This window comes from Nevskia sp., assembly GCF_051860985.1.
Taxonomy (GTDB): Bacteria; Pseudomonadota; Gammaproteobacteria; order Nevskiales; family Nevskiaceae; genus Nevskia.
In genome coordinates this window covers 1-16,393 of record NZ_JBIMKV010000022.1, presented here as the reverse complement: position 1 = coordinate 16,393, position 16,393 = coordinate 1, and the positions used below count along the sequence as shown (strand labels likewise).

Sequence of the window (16,393 nt, the reverse complement as noted above, 5' to 3'; positions counted from 1 at the left end):
CCTGACCGCTTCCCACGACCCCGAATGAAAAGACCCCTTGGCCGCCTGCGCATCATCGGCGGCGAATTTCGCAGCCGCCTGATCGACTTCGATGCCGACGCCGGCGTGCGCCCGACGCCGGACCGTGTCCGCCAGACCGTGTTCGACTGGCTCAGCCCAATGATCGACGGCAGTGCCGTGCTCGACCTGTTCGCCGGCAGCGGCGCGCTCGGGCTGGAAGCGCTGTCGCGCGGTGCGGCGCAGGCCAGCTTCGTCGAGACCGGCGCCCGCCAGGCCGACGACATTCGCGCGGCGATCGGCAAGCTGGGGGTCGCGACGCGCGCCGAGGTGCTGCGCGGCGACGGCATCAGCTTCCTGCGCGGCACCGCCCACCGCTACGAGATCGTGTTCGTCGATCCGCCGTACGACTCGCCGCTGCTGGCCGCCACGCTCGCCAACCTGCCGCCGGTGCTGAAGGCGCTGAACCGCATCTACCTCGAATGGCCGAAGGGTCAGCCGCCGCAGCTACCCGCCGGCTACACGGTGCTCAAGGAAAAGGCGGCCGGGCAGGTAAGCTACGGGCTGATCACGTACGCGCCACCGGGAGATCTGCCGCCGTGAGTGTCATCGCCGCCTATTCGGGCACCTTCGATCCGATCACCCTCGGCCACAACGACATCATCCACCGCGCTGCGCGGATGTTTCCGAAGCTGATCGTCGCGGTCGGCTCGAACATCGCCAAGAACCCCAAGTTCTCGCTGGAAGAGCGCTGCGACCTGATCCGCGCGGCGGTCACCGATCTGCCGAACGTCGAGGTCGTCGGCTTCACCGGGCTGGTTGTCGATTTCGCCAAGGAGCATGGCGTGACGGTGCTGGTGCGCGGGGTCCGCAATGTCGGCGACGTCGAGTACGAGAAGCAGATGGCGGTGATGAACCGCGACCTCTACCCGACGCTCGACACCGTGCTGCTGGCGCCGAGCCCGGAGTACGCCCACCTGTCGTCGAGCCTGGTGCGGGAACTCACCGGCCTGGGTGCGCCGGTCAAGAAGCTGGTGCCGAAGGCCGTGATTCCGGCGCTGCTGGCGCGCTTCGGCCGCAAGCTGCGCTGACCGCCGGCATGAGCGGCGAGCGCGCGGCGGTGGATCTTCGCGAGCGCCTGCTGGCGCTGATCGGCCTGCAGCAGCCGGCGGCCAGCGCCGGCCCGCTGGCCGATGCGCTGCTCACGCGGTGGCAGCACGAAGCGCCGGCCGGCGAGCCGTTCGAGACGGCAATCGCACGCCTGCAGCAGCTGACCCGGCAGCAGCTCGGTCCACTGGCCGCGACGGCGGCCGATGCAGCGTCCCCGGTGACGATCGAACCCGATGCCGCCACCCGCAAGGCGCTGCGCGCCTGCTTCGCCACGCTCGGCACCGATGCCGCGAAGCTGATCCTGGGCTACTACGAGTTCGGCGGCGACGGCGGCGGGCAGGGAGCGCGGCAGCGCCGACGCCAGCAGCTGGCGACGCGGCTCGGGGTCACGCCGGATGCGTTGCGCGACCGGGCGCTGGCGGCTCGCGCCGGGCTTGAGGCCTGCGTCCGCGCTCGCTGCGCGGACGACGGCGCATGAGCGCGGTGGCGGAAGCCGACTGGCGCGGCCTGCTGCTGCGGCAGTTGTCGCTGGCCGAGACACAGCGGCTGGAATGCCTGCTGCTCGCCGATCCGGCAGCGCTGGCGGCGCTGCGCGATGCCGAAACCGATCTCCACGACGATGCGGCCCGGCTGCAGCTGACGGCGGCTGAGCAGGCGGCGTTCGATCGCCATCTGCTGAACACGGCGGACGGGCAGGCTCGCCAGCGCTTCAGCCAAGCGATGAAGCCGCAACCGCAGGAAGCCCGCCACGGCCGCCGCTACACGCCGCTGGCGCGGCCGCGCAGCCGCTACGGCCTGCGCATGGCGCTGACCGGCTTGGCGATTGCCGTCGGTCTGGCGCTTGTCCTCGGCGTGTTCCGGCGCGACCTGCTGACCGGTGTCAGCCGCCATCTCCACGCGACCGCCAGCCCGGCGGTCGTCGCGGCGGAGCCGACCTTGCTGCTGCTGGCGACCGGCGCGGCCGGCGCTGCGCGTCCGGCCGTCAACGTGGTGCTGCGCACCGGCGCCAGCGGGCTGCGCGTGCAGGCGGAAGTGACGCATGCCGAAGAAGCGCGGCTGTACCGCATCCGCCTGTTCGACGACGCCGATCCGTCGACCACGCTGTTCGAGGCCGGCGATCTGCCGTTGCAGACGCTGAATGGCTACCGCTTCGTCGAAACGCTGCTGCCGGCCTCGGCGCTGGCCGGCGGTGCGCGCCGCTTGCAGGTGGAAGCGCTGCCGCCGGCCGGCGCCTTCAGCGACCGCTGGCTGATCCGGGCGCGCACCAGCGACGCGCCGCCGATCGCGTTGCCGGACACGCAGCCGGGGCGCTGATCCGCCGTCGCGCGGCGTCGCTCACCGCGTCAGGCGGCTGCGGAAGGCGAGGTAGTCGGCCGTGACCCGGTCCGGCGCTTCGAGCATCGGCAGGTGGCCGATGCCGTCCAGCATCACCACGGTGGCGTTCGGCAGCAGAGACTTCAGGATCGCCGCGCCGGACGGATGCAGCACGCGGTCGCGGTTGCCCCAGGTGATCAAGGTCGGCGTCGCCAGCGGCGGCTGCAACGCGGCCAGCTGGCTGTCGAGCGCGCCGGACTGCTCGCGGATCTCCTCGAAGATTTGTTCGTTGAGCCGGAAATTGGCGATCTGCCGCTGCGCCAGCACCGCGCGTACCGGCGCCGGAATGAACGGTGGCTTCTGCATCACGAACTGCAGCAGGCGGCCGAAATCCTGCTTGCTGCGGGCGAACAGCGGCGGCGGCATGCCGGCGGCAATCAGCTTCGCCATCTCGCTGGGCTCGGCCGACATCACGCCGGCCGGCGCCAGCAGCCACAGGCTCTGGACCTGCTCCGGATGGGCCACGGCGTAGGCCGCCGCGATCCAGCCGCCCATCGAGTTGCCGGCCAGATGGAAGCGCGTCAGGCCCAGCTGCTTCGCGATCGCTTCGACGCGCACCACCTGATCGCCGATCCGGTAGCGGGCATCGCTTGGCTTGTCGCTTTCACCGAAGCCGGGCAGGTCGACCGCATAGACGCGGTAGCGCGCGGTCAAGCCGCTGGCGGCGACCCGGGTCCAGTTGTCCTTGTCGGCGCCGATGCCGTGCAGCAGCAGCAGCGGCGGCGCCTCGCGCGGACCGCCTTCGAGGTAGACCAGATGCCAGTGGCGGCCATCGGCCTCGATGTTCATTTCCGAGCGTTCGAGCCGGGCGCGCATCCGCTCCAGGCTCATCGCGGTATCGGCCAGCCGCGCCGGCGCCAGCAGGTACAGCGCGGCGTAGACCAGCACGGTGACGGCCAGCAGGGCGACCAGCAGCTTCAGGATCAGGACCACGGGATTCTTCCGGACGCGGGAACGGGGCGGGGCAGCGGATGGTAGCGGCGGCCGGCCGGTTGCCGGCGATCAGGCCGACAGCCAGCGCGCGATCAGGCCGTAGACGCGGGCATCGCGCACCAGCCGCAGATGATGCAGCGCCGGCAGCAGCACGGTGTCGGCCGGCGCGAACGGCACGCACAGCGAGCGGTGCGGGTGGCGGCCGGCGGCGCTGTCGGGCAGCACCAGGCCGTCGCCGATCAGGCGGCTGCGCGGATCGTCGGTGGAGTCGCCGAGCATCGCGCCGACCGCGCAGTGGCGGGCTTCCGGCAGCACCCGCACCGGCCGGCGCATGTCGCCGCCGACCAGATCGGGATCGTGGGCGTTCCAGTCGTCGTGGCGCAGGCTGCCGTGGCGCAGGTCTTTGATGCCGGCCGAGCGGGCATTGATCGCCACCGCCAGCGGCCGGGTGATGTCGACGAGGTCGAGCAGCCGCGTCGCGGCATGGCCGAAGCGTTCCAGTGGCGCGCCGTGATGCGGGCTGCCGAGGCAGATCAGGTGGCTGACCTGGGCCGTCCATCGGGCGCCGCGTTCCAGCCCGTGATGGCCGGCGCTGCGCGCGATCAGGCCGCCCATGCTGTGACCGATCAGCGCAATCCGGCGGACCCGGACCGGCCAGTTCGTCTGCAGCGCGTCGAGCAGTTCGGCAAAGGCTTCGCCGTTTTCGGAGATATGGCGGCCGCTGTTGTAGCGAACCCTGAGCGCGGTCCAGCCCTGTTCGCGGGTCAGCCGCGCCGGGAAGCTGTCGGCATCGGCGTGGACGCCGTTGCCGGCGTTCCAGATCCGCTCGTCGCAGCACAGGCCATGCAGGAAGATGGCGATGTCGCCGCCGGCAGCCGGGAAGGCGGTGGCCAGCGCGGCGCGATCGGGGGCGACCGGCGCGCCGTGCGCGTCGCGCAGGCCGAAGTCGATCGCCAGGCCGTTGCCGCTGCGGGCCAGGAAATCGCCGAACACGCCGTTGGTGGCGCTGATCACCGCCTGCAGCCGGCTCATCGGGGCTGGTTCTGGATATCGATGACGCGCACGGCGGCGTCGCAGCCGACCGCGCTCAGGCCGCGCACGGCCTGATGGACGCCGCGCGTGATGCCGTCGTGGAACTGGCGGACCACGCCGCTGACCTCGGCCACCACCGGCACCCGGGCCAGGATCCGGAACGGCTTGTCGGCGATCGCGAGGTGCATGTCCTCGACGCGGCGGCTGCCGGCGTCGATGCCCGTCTTCAGTAGGGCAATGGCGCCCTGCAATTGGCGCGATGATTCGGTGGCGGGCATTGGTCGGACTCGGTTGATGTGAACAATCGTGCACAAAAGCCGAGCGATTGTCCACCGGTCGATCATGCACCCGCTGAAGTTCCTGTCCGCCCATTTCGAGGAGCCTGTCCGTGTCGATGCCTGCCCTGCTGCAAAACGCGTTGCGCCTGCCGGTGATCGCCTCGCCGATGTTCATCGCCTCGAACCCCAAGCTGGTGATCGCGCAGTGCAAGGCCGGCATCGTCGGCTCGTTTCCGGCGCTGAACGCCCGTGGCGACGGGGCGCTGGAACAGTGGCTGACCGAGATCGAGACGGCGCTGGCGGCGGAGCGGGCGGCGCATCCGGGCAAGCGGGTCGCGCCCTACGCGGTCAACCAGATCGTGCATGCCTCCAACGACCGGCTGGCTGCCGACATGGCGGTGTGCGTGGCGCACCGGGTGCCGATCATCATCACCTCGCTGCGCGCGCCGGATGTCATCGTGCCGGCAGTGCACGGCTACGGCGGTCTGGTGTTCCACGACGTGATCAGCGTGCGGCATGCCGAAAAGGCGCTGGAAGCCGGCGTCGACGGCCTGATCCTGGTCTGTGCCGGCGCCGGTGGCCACGCCGGCACCCTGTCGCCGTTCGCGCTGATCGGCGAGATCCGCAAGTTCTACGACGGCCCGGTGATCCTGTCCGGCTCGATCGCCAGCGGCGACGCGATCCTCGCCGCGCAGTCGATGGGCGCGGATCTGGCCTATATCGGCACCCGTTTCCTGGCGACGCCGGAAGCCAATGTCAGCGACGACTACCGGCAGGCGATCGTCGATTCCTCGGCCGCCGACATCACCTACACGCCGTACTTCTCCGGCGTGCACGGCAACTACCTGAAGAAGAGCATCGTCCGCGCCGGCATGGACCCGGACAAGCTGCCGCACGCCGACGCCAGCAAGATGAATCTGGGCAGCAGCGCCGGCGAATCGACCAGCACCGCCAAGGCCTGGAAGGACATCTGGGGCGCCGGCCACGGCGTCGGCGTGATCGACGCAGTGCTGCCGACGGCGGCCGTCGTCGACCGGCTGGAAGCCGAGTACCGCGCGGCGCGGCAGCGGCTGTCGGCGGCGGCGGCCGTTTACCCCTGAAGCGGTCGGCCCGCTGCCTTGGCGGCGGCCATCCGGCGCGGCCCGAACAGCGTGTCGAGCATCGGCGCGACCAGTTCGTCGAGCCGCCGACCGATGGTCAGCTGGCCGGCCAGGTGCAAGGTCAGCAGGCCGTGCATCGCCGCCCACACCACATGCGAGCCGGTCAGTGCATCGCCGCTGATCAGGCCCTGGTCGACCGCCTGCTGATAGGCGGTCTGCAGCGTGGCCAGTGCCCGCTGCCGGGCGGCGTGCAGTTCCGGGTACTCGGCCGGCGGGGGCTGCCGCAGCGCGAACATCAGCCGGTATTCGGCCGGATTGGCTTCGGCAAAGGTGATGAAGCTGTGCGCCATCGTGTGCAGCGTCACCAGCGGTGGGTCGCCGCGCGCCAGTACCGCTTCCATGGTCGTCGTCAGCCGGTCGAAGCACATCGCCCGTAGCGCGACGAAGATGTGCTCCTTGTTCTTGAAGTAGCGATACGGCAACGCCTGGCTGCGATCCATCGCGGCGGCGATCGCGCGCATCGTCACGGCGTCGTAGCCATCGCGTTCGTAGAGCCGGGCCGCCGCTGCGCAGATGTCGGCGCGCACGCCGTCGGCGGCTTCGGCGGTAAGGCGAGGGCGTGCCATCGATTGACGGACTCGGGCTTGTTTAATTAACGTTGTTCATAGAATTTGCAGCATCGCCGTGTTGCCACGGGCACCGTCTGTGCCAGCGCTGCGGCCTTGCCAAGCCGCCACGTCGCGGCCACTACCCGCTCTGCCCTTGTGCGGGATGACCGGTCCCCTCCGGCATCCCGCAACCTTTGTCGGCGTCGTTGGCGCTGGCGATCAGGCCGGCAGCATCTGGGCGACGAAAGCCTCGAAATCCGGCTTGTCCATGTAGCGCGGCACGGCGTAGGTCCAGTGCGCTTCCGACATCGCCTTGTCGGTGATCGCCGGGATGTCGCTGGCCTTCAGCTTGTCGACCTGGGTCGGGATGCCGAACTCGGCGTTCAGCGCGCGGACGTGGGCGATGAACTTGTCGGCCAGCTGCAGCGGCGTTTCCCCGCCCGTCCTCAGGCCGCTGACTTCGGCCAGCTTGGCCAGGCGATCGCTGCATTCCGGCTTCGAGAAGTCCAGCACGTACGGCAGGACGATGGCGTTGGCCAGCCCGTGCGGCAGGTGGTAGTAGGCGCCGAAGTTGTGGGCGATGGCGTGCACATAGCCGACGCCGGCGGTGGTGAACGCCACGCCGGCCTTGAACGAGGCCACGGCCATGTTCTGGCGCGCGTCGATGTTGCCGCCGTCGCGGACCGCCGTGGCCAGGTTCTGCATGATCAGCCGGGTCGCGTCCAGCGCTTCGGCATCGGTCATCGGCGTGTGGTTGCGGGAGATGTAGGCCTCCACCGCGTGGGTCAGCGCATCCATGCCGGTGGCGGCGGTGATCGGCGCCGGCAGGCCGGTCATCAGCGCGCCGTCGAGGCAGGCGCCGACCGGCACCAGCTTCGGGTCCATGATCGCGAACTTGCGGGTCGTCGAGGGATCGGACACTACTGCGGCGATCGTCACTTCCGAGCCGGTGCCGGCCGTGGTCGGCACCGCATACAGCGGCATCGGCCGGAAGATCACCCGCATCAGGCCGGCCATGTGGACGATCTTGTGCGGATTGCGGGCGCGGGCCGCGATGACCTTGGCGGCGTCGATCGACGAACCGCCGCCGATCGCCAGGATCGCCGTGCAGCCTTCCTTCTTCAGCAGCGCCAGGCCGGTTTCGATCTGCTCGATCGTCGGGTTCGGCTGCACGCCGTCATAGACCACCCAGCGCACGCCGAGCGCGGTGAGCTTTTCCTGCAGCGGCGTCAGCAGGCCGATCTTGACCAGCATCGCGTCGGTGACGATCAGCAAATTCTTCACGCCGGTGCGCGTGGCGATGTGCTCGCATAGCTGCAGTGACGAGCCCGGGCCGCTGAACAGCTCCGGCGTGCGGAAGGTCAGGATCTTCGTCGACCACTTCAGCAGAAGCTGAAAGAACTTGAAAAACAAAACCTTGAGCGAAAATGGCAGCACGCGGATTCTCCGGGGAAGGGCAGCGCGACCGCGCGGGAATCACGGCTCGCGGGCGGACCATACGCCAAGGTACTGGCCCGCGCCAAGTGGCGTACAGGCGTTGACTGAACCGGCTGACGGCGTGCCGGCTGGGCGTCAGCGGCGGTCGCGATCGGCGCGCAGCCGGTCGGCCAGCGCCGCCGCCGCACCGCGCAGCGCCGGGTGGGCGGCGGTGACCTGCACCGTCGCGATGCCGGCGAGGTAGTCGGCAAAGCGGCCCTTGGCCTCGAAACGGGCACGGAAGAACGGCTGGTCGAAGGCGCTGCCGAGGCCGGCGATCACGCCGCCGCCAAGGTAGATGCCGCCGAAGGCGCCAAGCGTCAGCGCCAGGTTGCCGGCGAAGCTGCCGAGCATGCCGCTGAAGGCCTGCGCGGCTTCCACGCAGATCGCGCAGCTGCCGGCCTGCGCGGCTGCGGCGATCGCGGCCGGGGTTTGCGCCAGCGGTGCCGGCAGCCCGTGGATGTCGCGCAACGCGTCGACGATCAGCACCAGGCCGGGGCCGGAGATCAGCCGTTCGGCCGAGACATGCGGAAGGCGGCGACCGACCACCTGCAGGATCGCCGCTTCGCGGGCGTCGACTGGCGCGAAGCTGCAATGGCCGCCCTCGCTGGCCAGCGGCTGCCATCGGTCGCCGCAGCGCACCAGGCCCGATACGCCGAGGCCGGTGCCGGGGCCGACGACGCCGATCGGCGCCTCCGCCCGGCGCGTGCCGCGGCCGATCGCCAGCAGTTCCGCCTCGCCCAGCAGCGGCAGCGCCAGCGCCAGCGCGGTGAAATCGTTGAGCACCAGCAGCGTCTCGACGCCGAGCGTGCGGCGCATGGCATCGATCGAGAACGCCCAGTGGTGGTTGGTCATCCGCACCGCATCGCCGGCCACCGGCGTGGCGATCGCGATGGCGGCGGCCGTCACCGTCGGCTCGCCCTGGGCGGCGAGATAATGGCGGATCGCCGCGTCCAGGCTCGGGTGCTCGGCGCAGCGCAGCACTTGCACGGCGGCGATGCCGTGACCGTTGTCGGTCAGCGCGAAGCGGGCGTGGGTTCCGCCGATGTCCGCCAGCAGATGGGGCATCGTGCAGGCCCTAATTCAGTGGCCCAAACGAAAGCGGCACCGCCCGGCGATGAGACCGGGCGGTGCCGAGGCGTCGATGCAGCAGCGGCGACGCATGCATCACCGACGCGTTTCCAACTGCAGGAACCTGCAGTCGGGGCACGGCTTAGCGCTGCGGGGCGCCTTCCTTCTTCTCTTCCGGAGCAGCTTCGGCAGCGGCCGGCGCGGCTTCGGCCGGCGCGGCTTCCGCAGCCGGGGCGGCTTCGGCCGGGGCAGCCGGAGCGGCTTCGGCCGCAACCGGCGCAGCCGGGGCTGCTTCTTCCTTGCCCTTGCACGCGGTCAGCATCAGCAGCGCGGCGCAGCACAGACTCAAGCCTTTGATCTTCACTCGATAACTCCTTAACGAACCGACACGCGGCGGCAGGTGGAACAACGCGGGTGATGAAAGGCTAGCAGTTTGGACGCGTTTTGACTGCAATCCGTGCATGAAACGCGCCATTCACGCGGTCAAAAGCGGTTTTCCGGTCGGCTGGAAGCACCCGAAAATCGCCTGCCTCACGCCGTTGCCCGGCTGCTAAGGTGCTGACCAGAGTCCGAAAATCCGATGCCCGCCCAATGCGACACGCACTGCTCGCCGCCCTGCTGCTGACCTTCGCCGCCCTGCCGGTCCGTGCCGCCCCGGCCACGGTGCTGATGCTCGGCGAGGTGCACGACAACGCGGCCGGCCACGCCGCGCGCCTGGAACTGCTGCGCGCCCGGGTCGACGCCGGGCTGCGTCCGGCGCTGGTCATGGAACAGTTCGACCGCGAACACCAGCCGCTGCTGGATGCGGCGCAGAAAGCCTGCGCGGATGCCGATTGCCTGATCGCCAAGGCCGGCCGCGCCGACTGGGACTGGCCGCTGTACCGGCCGCTGATCCAGTTTGCGCTGGACCGGAAGCTGCCGCTGCTGGCCGCCAACGTGTCGCGCGACGACGCTGCCCGGGCCATGCGTGGCGGCCTGGCCAGCGCGCTTGATGCCGCGACCCTCCGGCAGTTTCATCTGGACGCGCCGCTGCCGCCGGACATCGAGGCCGCGCAGCTGACATCGGTGATGCAGGGCCACTGCAACCTGCTTCCGGAAGCCACGGCCCGGACGATGATCGGCGCCCAGCTGGCGCGCGATGTCTGGATGGCGAAAACCGTGCTCGATGCGCTGGCCCTCAGCCCCGATGCGGTCCTGATCGCCGGCAACGGCCATGTGCGCCGCGATGTCGGCGTGATCCGCTGGCTGCCGGAAGCCGTGGCCCGGCGCAGCGAAAGCCACGGTTTCGTCGAAGCTGCGGCCGACACCGACGCTGCCGAATTCGACGTGGTGCACGTCGTCCCGCCCCAGAGCCGGCCGGACCCTTGCGAAGCGTTTGCAAAGCAGCGGCGCAAGTAGCGGCTGGAGTCCCTGCGCGCTGCCGAAGCGCGCCTGGATCGGCGGTTCGGTGGGGTCGGCAGGCAGCGAGCAGGCTGGCCCGCGAGCCGCGCCCGTGCCACGCGGCCCGAAGGCGGGTGGCGCTGCGACCAAGCCATGCCGATCGCCCGGTAGGTGCGAACGCGTATCCCCTTACGCAGGCTGCCGCGCGCGACGCACACTAGCGGCAGCCAGTCGTCGTCGCCCGCCTTTCGGCCTCGATGCCGCCGGCCCAAGCCGTCAGCTCGATCACCATGAGAGAGGAGGAGCGCGCCGTGCCCATTGCAGTTCCGAACCAGATTGCGGCGAACCTCGAACCGGCGCAGGCCGCCCGGCTCAAGACGCTCACGATGCCGCCGGCCATCGCCTGGCCGACCGTGCTCACCTGGCTGGTCATGACCGGCGTCTACGTGGCTTCGATCGTGCTGGCCGTCAATGGCGTCATCCCGCTGTGGGCCGGCCTGCTGATCAACGGCACGATCGGTTACCTGACCTTTACCGTCGTGCACGACTCCCTGCACCGCAGCATCAGCACCAACACCCGGCTCAACGATGTCATCGGCCAGAGCGCGGTGTTCATGATCACGCCGTACGTGGATCTGCGCCTGTTCCGCTGGGGCCACATCCTGCATCACCGTTTTGCCAGCAGCCCGAAGGACCCGGACTACATCCTGCACGGCGCCTGGTGGACGCTGCCGTTCCGCTGGATGGTGATCGACGCGCTGTACCTCGTCCATGCGCTGCGGCAGGGCGACAAGATTTCCGCGAAGTACCTGAAAAGCTCGATGGCGATGGCCGCGCTGACCTTCTCGGTGGCCGGCCTGCTGACCTGGATGGGCTACGGCAAGGAAGTGCTGCTGCTGTGGTTCATCCCGTCGCGGCTCATTTTCCTGTCGCTCGGCTTCAGCTTCTTCTGGCTGCCGCACGTGCCGCACGATGTCACGCAGGAAGAGAACTTCACGCAGGCCACCACCTTGCGGCTCGGCATGGAATGGCTGACGGCCCCGCTGCTGCAGAACCACCACGTGCACCTGATACACCACCTGTACCCGGGCACGCCGTTCTACAACAACGCCAAGGTCTGGAAGCTGATCGAGCCGGAACTGCGGCGCCGCGATCTCGCGATCCAGCACGGGCTGTCGATCCGCCCGACGATCTACGCCGCGCCGCAGAACGCCGCCTGACGCCCGCGAGGACCGATCCGCATGCGCCGCTATCGTTGTCGCTACTGCTCCCACATCTACGACGAACGCCTCGGCGATCCCGACAGCGGCATCGCACCCGGTACCCTCTTCGACGACATCCCGGACGACTGGCAATGCCCGGAATGCGGGGCCGGCAAGTCGGATTACGACCTGATCGAGCGCTGAGGCTGACCGGCGCGCGGCGCTGCTTCCCGCGTTCCCGTTCGGTTGGCCGGCGCTGAACGGTGCCGGCATCGACAATAAAGCGCGGTGGGCGCTGGGCTTCGAATCCAGGCGGCAAGGCGGAGTGGAATCAGCCGGCTTGCCCCGTGATTGCCGCCGACCTCGCAGCCGGCCGAAACTCCACGGGCGTGGTGTCAGCCTGATCCCCGGATGGATCGACGGCGCGCTGCGCAGTCGAGCGAAACCGTTGCGCCGCTGAAACACCGGCCCGCCACGCCGCCATGCCGCCACCGAACCCGACCCAAGCTCAAACCACGAATGACCGACAACGCTCCCCGCTTCTGGCGTCGCAGCCTCAAGGCCCTGCACGAGATCGGCGCGCTGGGTCTCGGCGGCGGCTTCGCCGCCTGTCTCGTCATCAACCTGAAGGCCCGCAGTGCAACGCCCGAAGCGTTCATCGCCGGCCGCGAAGCCTTCACCGCGATTGCCGACTATCTGCTGTTCCCGTCGCTTGGCCTCGTGATCCTGTCCGGGCTGCTGTCGATCGCGGCAACCCGCGCCTTCCACGACGCCGGCTGGGCCTGGGTGAAGGGCCTGCTCGGCATCTCCCTGTTCGAAGCCACGCTGATGACCATCGGCGCCGGCCGCCGGCAAGCCGAACTGGCCGCCTCTGTCGCCGACCCGGCGCTGATGAATCAGCTGCTGCAAGCCGAGCGCAACACCCTGCTGGCCCTGGCCGCGATCTGCATCGTCAACGTGGTGCTGGCGGTGTGGCGGCCGAGCCTGATGGTCAAGATCCGGTGAGTTGAGGCCCGCTAACCGGATGCCAGAAGGACCAGCATCTCGTCAGCAGCTCGATCGCGACCCCGGAGCCTGATAATTTTGAAAAAACCGGTAAGCCTACAACCCGGCCTTCTACTTAGTAAAAGCCGTAACTAAGGCAGTAGTTATTAGCGGGTAATTGCACAGTCGGTAAAACACGTAAGTGGCGGTCCGTTCCGCTGTCAAAGTGCATCGCAAACTCGTTCAAGCCAAGGTCTGCACCAGCGGATGTCAGCACCGGCTCTCTTGGCCTTGCGTCGCCCATTCCTTCGCCTCGGATTCAAGCGCTGATGTGAGGCAGGTCACAGTCGGTGGTAAGCCCACAGCCGACTGTCAATCCTTATCCAAAGTGTTTTTGCTAATGGAGTGGAGGTCGTCTTGTATTGCGCCTCCCTGACGAGCGCCTCAGCAATTCGAGAGGTGCCCAGATGCCGACTCGGATTTTCGATGAACTACCGGGTTGCTGGTGGGGCCGCTACAGCGCCGTAGTTCTTGGAATACGTCCCGATCTGCAACTCCTTGATATTGAGTGCTACCGGCGATGTAGTTACCGACTGCACGCCAACCCATACTGTCTTCCCATTCGGATCCACGACGTGAGTCACAAGTTCGCCAGTGGAAAACGCTCGCAGCTTGTCCGCAGAGAACGTCGATTTGACCGTCACTGAAGCATCTTGCATCGCCAAGGAATAATTGATGCGGTTGGCCTTCTCGAGGCCCAGGTTGTTAGCGGCCTGCACGCCACTCTCCTGCAGGTACTGCTGGCCCCAAGTCAGAGAATCGAGAAGCGATCCTGTGGCGATTGCGGACAACGTGGTCTTAGTTGCTGAAGCCGTTTGCTTGTACTTCGCCAACTTTAGTTCGTTCGCAGAGATGTCAGCGATCCTCTTATCGATCAGAGCGAGCTCCCTGTCGCGTACTTCGCCCTTTTCTCCTGCAGCCACTGCGGCCCTCTTCGCGTTCTGGGCTGCCTTGTCGCTAGTCAGTTTTTCGTTCGCTGCTTCAAAATGCTCAACGAAAGCCGCCATTTTGGGCACCCATGCTTTGAGAATCTCAGTGGCGTTCATCCGAAGTCTTGCCTCAGGGTTCGATAAGACAATGTCGCCGCAGGAGGCCCAGACTGCCTGCTCGAACAAAGCTTGGCGATTCGCAGCGGTATATCCGACGGAAAGATCTGATCGAAACAGCTTGGACACTGACTGCACTCCGCCAGCCAAGTATTGCCCAACAACGAGTACGCCAGCGATGGCCGCAGGCGCGAACTGAAGAGCAACAGGATCGGTTTGATACGATTCCGCTGCGCTATGGAGCGCGGCAAATTGAACGACATCTGGAATGCTTTTCTGTACCCGTGCGTCGTAGTCGGCAGGGGCAAAAAATGAGGATTTGACGTTTCGCTTGGAAAGCTCCTCGCACAGTCCCGCGCTCAGGCCATCCACCAGTTTCAGAGTCCCTTGCTGAAGTCCAAGCAACGACTTGTCCGCGGCAGTGATGGTCAAAGCCCCTTCTTTGCCTGTTGCAGCGGCCAACCCCGAGCCCTTTACGCTTGCCGCGAGCGCAAGATCTTTGCCATATTGAGCAGTCAACAGATTGCTCTGCGCTGTCAGCACAGCAGTTTCTGCTGTCGCCGCAGTCTCATTTGCCAACGCTTGCGCCTTAGCCGTCAAAGCGAGTTGCTCGTAGTAATCCTGCTTCGCTTTCAAAAGCGCCTTTTGTGCAGCGAATTCTGCTTCTGTAGTCGGTTCTTGCGCGACTGCGACACCAGCAAAAAGACTCATTGCAAACATCGCTTTGATGACTAATTTCATGTTGTCCCTTCTATTTTTGATCCAACAGCTTCTCGATATCGAGTCCGTACCGTGCGAAGAAATCCGTTGACTGTCGCCGCAACCTCATGACTAAGTTTCGCTGCGAATTGAGCCACATGATCTTGGCGCTTTCTCCTACTGGAAAGGGCTGCACCTTTCCAACGATCGCCTCCCTAGCGGCCAGCAGCCACGCAACACGGGGGGTTGAGAAACTCGTCCCGCAGAGCGAAGCATTGACATTGCCGGGAAAGGCCAATGCGACAACGTCTAGCCCGCTGTCGTTGAAGAGGTTGCTCGGGCATCGGCCCGTGGATCCCATCGAATTCATCACGACCACGAAGTCCTTTGGCTCTGCAGCTCGTGCCGCGAACTGAAGCTGTCTATCGATCAGATCGACCCCATTCGTATTCGCGATCTGATTGCCCGCCGCGGTGACTCTCCATCCGAATTCGTTCGATTGAAAGGTCGCGGGAACGTCGAGCCCATTGACTTGCCACGAGAATGAAAGGGCATGTGGCCGACTTGTCGCTGTGGAGTAATACGACATCACGACGCTTAGAGCCTCAAGCAATGCTCTATCTGTTCGTGTATTGCCGACCCCACTGGAGATCGTGGCTACTGAATCGTAACCAAACACCTGCGGATTCAATTCGACTATGGTATTTGTGGCGGCTTCCGCCGCCCGACGAATATTTGGGGAAGCTATTGCAAGTGGGGGAAATACTGGTTTTGTCGATTTGATGATTTGAGCCAAGTACACCAGCTCCTTTAACAATACGTCCACTTCGTTCTGAGAATGGGACAGGGGCAGGTAGACCACTTGCACTCTGTCTAATGGGTCAAGGGCCTCAAACTCATCTAGCGAGTGCTTGATCAGTGCTGCATGCGTGCTGAAATTTGGATACAGCTTTTCGGGACCATACTCCAGATTGTGGCCCGCCTCGCCAATCGCCTTGAAAAATGGAGAATCTCCCAGCCCATACTTTTCTCTAACTGTTTTTGAAACTTCCTGGATGAACTGCTTAGACTTAAGAAACTCGACGTCATCCGGAATAGACGCGTCGAGAACCACCACCACAGGCCGAGGCTTGTTTGCACCAGCAGATTCTAGGCCATCCTTCAGACGCTTGGAATCAGCAGCACTCAGTACCTTATCTGAAAGCGTGGACGGCGAACCCGGTTCCTGTCCAAGCTCGATGCCGAGTAGACCACTAGCTCCTTGTTCAACGTATCCGTTGAGGAAGTAATTTTTTAGTTCTCGACGCGGAATGACGAAGTATTGAAGCTCAGACTGAGGTATTGCCCCTTTGAATGATGAAAGCGTTGGCCCCACGACCGTTGTTGCTACGACGCTCGGAAATGCCCCGATCAACTTGACGTGTTGACCGGCGATCCACGGGTTGCCTGGCGTGTAAATCTGCCCAGTCCGCGGAACATCGGGCACTTGCAGCGCGGCATCTGCGGGGATCTGGTCCGGACTTTCCAGCCCATTGATGTCGACGATGTGCGAGACCATTTCCTCATACATCTCGGGAGTCCATGTCGAACTGATGTTGAAGGACTTCTGCAACTCACTCGAAAGTGTTTGCCCACTAGCGATTTTGATCACCTTCGTCGGCGTCTTGTTTACAAGCTCTGCGAGTTGCTCGGTGGGGAAAGATGCATTGTGGAAATCATTGCGAACGCGCCTCCAGATCAGAACCTTTTCCTCCCCATCCGGAGCCATGGCAGCTTCACTTGGCTCAACAGCCGAAGCGGTGCCTGCCAGCACACCAAACGTGACGCAAATTAGAAACAGAAGGTAAGTTACACGTCGGCAGGAGCCGCCTATGCCACCGACGAGGAGCGTGAGGGCATTCATGCTTGGTCGATCGTTCCCTTGATGTTTACCGTCGCCTATGGTGGAGACTTGCCGGCACTGTTATAGCGCTTGATCCGCAGCTTGGCTATCTGTTCGACACCAAGTTCACCGAATCGCGCATTCGACGCCTCATGCCGCTC

General features: G+C 66.0%; 18 protein-coding genes. 9 read left to right on the top strand and 9 right to left on the bottom strand.

From position 1 onward, the window contains the following. Nucleotides 1–24 precede the first annotated feature (24 nt). From rsmD to ACTIGJ_RS17365, 4 genes are read left to right on the top strand one after another with little or no spacing between them, the layout of a single operon-like run. Complete coding sequence (gene rsmD / locus ACTIGJ_RS17380) at nt 25–600, top strand: 16S rRNA (guanine(966)-N(2))-methyltransferase RsmD (RefSeq protein ID WP_439641589.1); 576 nt, start codon at nt 25–27, stop codon at nt 598–600. Then, on the top strand, nt 597–1,088 hold the full coding sequence (gene coaD, locus ACTIGJ_RS17375; protein WP_439641588.1) for a pantetheine-phosphate adenylyltransferase: 492 nt from the start codon (nt 597–599) through the stop codon (nt 1,086–1,088). Before rsmD ends, coaD begins: the two co-directional genes overlap by 4 nt. Before the next feature lie 8 nt (nt 1,089–1,096). Further along, nucleotides 1,097–1,585: a hypothetical protein gene (locus ACTIGJ_RS17370; protein WP_439641587.1), complete on the top strand. Its 489-nt coding sequence runs from the start codon at nt 1,097–1,099 to the stop codon at nt 1,583–1,585. Next, nucleotides 1,582–2,421: a hypothetical protein gene (locus ACTIGJ_RS17365; protein ID WP_439641586.1), complete on the top strand. Its 840-nt coding sequence runs from the start codon at nt 1,582–1,584 to the stop codon at nt 2,419–2,421. Before ACTIGJ_RS17370 ends, ACTIGJ_RS17365 begins: the two co-directional genes overlap by 4 nt. Nucleotides 2,422–2,442: 21 nt before the next feature. Here the strand turns inward: ACTIGJ_RS17365 and ACTIGJ_RS17360 are convergent, their stop codons facing one another. The 3 genes from ACTIGJ_RS17360 to ACTIGJ_RS17350 all read right to left on the bottom strand — a co-directional run bounded on the left by ACTIGJ_RS17360 (nt 2,443) and on the right by ACTIGJ_RS17350 (nt 4,724). Then, nucleotides 2,443–3,414, bottom strand: a complete 972-nt coding sequence (locus ACTIGJ_RS17360; RefSeq protein WP_439641585.1) for an alpha/beta fold hydrolase — start codon at nt 3,412–3,414, stop codon at nt 2,443–2,445. 69 nt (nt 3,415–3,483) lie between these two features. Then, nucleotides 3,484–4,446: an esterase/lipase family protein gene (locus ACTIGJ_RS17355; RefSeq protein ID WP_439641584.1), complete on the bottom strand. Its 963-nt coding sequence runs from the start codon at nt 4,444–4,446 to the stop codon at nt 3,484–3,486. Then, the gene (locus ACTIGJ_RS17350; protein WP_439641583.1) at nt 4,443–4,724 is read right to left on the bottom strand and encodes a hypothetical protein; all 282 of its coding nucleotides are present in this window, start codon (nt 4,722–4,724) and stop codon (nt 4,443–4,445) included. The genes ACTIGJ_RS17355 and ACTIGJ_RS17350 overlap by 4 nt, the downstream gene beginning before the upstream one ends. Nucleotides 4,725–4,834: 110 nt before the next feature. Between ACTIGJ_RS17350 and ACTIGJ_RS17345 the strand changes: the two genes are divergently transcribed. After that, nucleotides 4,835–5,824 carry an NAD(P)H-dependent flavin oxidoreductase gene (locus ACTIGJ_RS17345; RefSeq protein ID WP_439641582.1) on the top strand — a complete coding sequence of 330 codons (990 nt, stop codon included), beginning with the start codon at nt 4,835–4,837 and terminating at the stop codon, nt 5,822–5,824. On the opposite strand, the gene ACTIGJ_RS17340 is transcribed toward ACTIGJ_RS17345, so the two are convergent. From ACTIGJ_RS17340 to ACTIGJ_RS17325, 4 genes are all read right to left on the bottom strand, one after another. Next, nucleotides 5,815–6,450 (bottom strand): TetR/AcrR family transcriptional regulator, encoded by a 636-nt coding sequence (locus ACTIGJ_RS17340; protein ID WP_439641581.1) that lies wholly within the window; start codon nt 6,448–6,450, stop codon nt 5,815–5,817. The genes ACTIGJ_RS17345 and ACTIGJ_RS17340 overlap by 10 nt on opposite strands. A gap of 201 nt (nt 6,451–6,651) precedes the next feature. Further along, nucleotides 6,652–7,869: an iron-containing alcohol dehydrogenase gene (locus ACTIGJ_RS17335; protein ID WP_439641580.1), complete on the bottom strand. Its 1,218-nt coding sequence runs from the start codon at nt 7,867–7,869 to the stop codon at nt 6,652–6,654. 135 nt (nt 7,870–8,004) lie between these two features. After that, the gene (glk, locus tag ACTIGJ_RS17330) at nt 8,005–8,976 is read right to left on the bottom strand and encodes a glucokinase (protein WP_439641579.1); all 972 of its coding nucleotides are present in this window, start codon (nt 8,974–8,976) and stop codon (nt 8,005–8,007) included. A gap of 145 nt (nt 8,977–9,121) precedes the next feature. Next, nucleotides 9,122–9,343 carry a hypothetical protein gene (locus tag ACTIGJ_RS17325; protein ID WP_439641578.1) on the bottom strand — a complete coding sequence of 74 codons (222 nt, stop codon included), beginning with the start codon at nt 9,341–9,343 and terminating at the stop codon, nt 9,122–9,124. A 227-nt stretch (nt 9,344–9,570) separates the two neighbouring features. Here ACTIGJ_RS17325 and ACTIGJ_RS17320 point away from each other — a divergent pair, with 227 nt between their 5' ends. From ACTIGJ_RS17320 to ACTIGJ_RS17305, 4 genes are all read left to right on the top strand, one after another. Further along, nucleotides 9,571–10,377 carry a ChaN family lipoprotein gene (locus tag ACTIGJ_RS17320; protein ID WP_439641577.1) on the top strand — a complete coding sequence of 269 codons (807 nt, stop codon included), beginning with the start codon at nt 9,571–9,573 and terminating at the stop codon, nt 10,375–10,377. A gap of 293 nt (nt 10,378–10,670) precedes the next feature. Then, complete coding sequence (locus ACTIGJ_RS17315; RefSeq protein WP_439641576.1) at nt 10,671–11,579, top strand: fatty acid desaturase family protein; 909 nt, start codon at nt 10,671–10,673, stop codon at nt 11,577–11,579. Nucleotides 11,580–11,600: 21 nt separating this feature from the next. Continuing rightward, entirely contained in the window at nt 11,601–11,765 is a 165-nt protein-coding gene (locus tag ACTIGJ_RS17310; protein ID WP_439641575.1) for a rubredoxin, read from the top strand. 315 nt (nt 11,766–12,080) lie between these two features. Next, nucleotides 12,081–12,566 carry a hypothetical protein gene (locus ACTIGJ_RS17305; protein WP_439641574.1) on the top strand — a complete coding sequence of 162 codons (486 nt, stop codon included), beginning with the start codon at nt 12,081–12,083 and terminating at the stop codon, nt 12,564–12,566. Between the two features lie 470 nt (nt 12,567–13,036). On the opposite strand, the gene ACTIGJ_RS17300 is transcribed toward ACTIGJ_RS17305, so the two are convergent. Together ACTIGJ_RS17300 and ACTIGJ_RS17295 are read right to left on the bottom strand one after the other, a co-directional pair. Continuing rightward, nucleotides 13,037–14,392, bottom strand: a complete 1,356-nt coding sequence (locus tag ACTIGJ_RS17300) for a hypothetical protein (protein ID WP_439641573.1) — start codon at nt 14,390–14,392, stop codon at nt 13,037–13,039. 10 nt (nt 14,393–14,402) lie between these two features. After that, entirely contained in the window at nt 14,403–16,253 is a 1,851-nt protein-coding gene (locus ACTIGJ_RS17295; protein ID WP_439641572.1) for a hypothetical protein, read from the bottom strand. Nucleotides 16,254–16,393 lie beyond the last annotated feature (140 nt).

Coding starts and splice junctions, on each gene's coding strand:
- rsmD (WP_439641589.1), top strand. CDS start 25: ATGAAAAGACCCCTTGGCCGCCTGCGCATCATCGGCGGCGAATTTCGC.
- ACTIGJ_RS17370 (WP_439641587.1), top strand. CDS start 1,097: ATGAGCGGCGAGCGCGCGGCGGTGGATCTTCGCGAGCGCCTGCTGGCG.
- ACTIGJ_RS17365 (WP_439641586.1), top strand. CDS start 1,582: ATGAGCGCGGTGGCGGAAGCCGACTGGCGCGGCCTGCTGCTGCGGCAG.
- ACTIGJ_RS17355 (WP_439641584.1), bottom strand. CDS start 4,446: ATGAGCCGGCTGCAGGCGGTGATCAGCGCCACCAACGGCGTGTTCGGC.
- ACTIGJ_RS17350 (WP_439641583.1), bottom strand. CDS start 4,724: ATGCCCGCCACCGAATCATCGCGCCAATTGCAGGGCGCCATTGCCCTA.
- ACTIGJ_RS17340 (WP_439641581.1), bottom strand. CDS start 6,450: ATGGCACGCCCTCGCCTTACCGCCGAAGCCGCCGACGGCGTGCGCGCC.
- glk (WP_439641579.1), bottom strand. CDS start 8,976: ATGCCCCATCTGCTGGCGGACATCGGCGGAACCCACGCCCGCTTCGCG.
- ACTIGJ_RS17320 (WP_439641577.1), top strand. CDS start 9,571: ATGCGACACGCACTGCTCGCCGCCCTGCTGCTGACCTTCGCCGCCCTG.
- ACTIGJ_RS17310 (WP_439641575.1), top strand. CDS start 11,601: ATGCGCCGCTATCGTTGTCGCTACTGCTCCCACATCTACGACGAACGC.
- ACTIGJ_RS17305 (WP_439641574.1), top strand. CDS start 12,081: ATGACCGACAACGCTCCCCGCTTCTGGCGTCGCAGCCTCAAGGCCCTG.
- ACTIGJ_RS17300 (WP_439641573.1), bottom strand. CDS start 14,392: ATGAAATTAGTCATCAAAGCGATGTTTGCAATGAGTCTTTTTGCTGGT.
- ACTIGJ_RS17295 (WP_439641572.1), bottom strand. CDS start 16,253: ATGAATGCCCTCACGCTCCTCGTCGGTGGCATAGGCGGCTCCTGCCGA.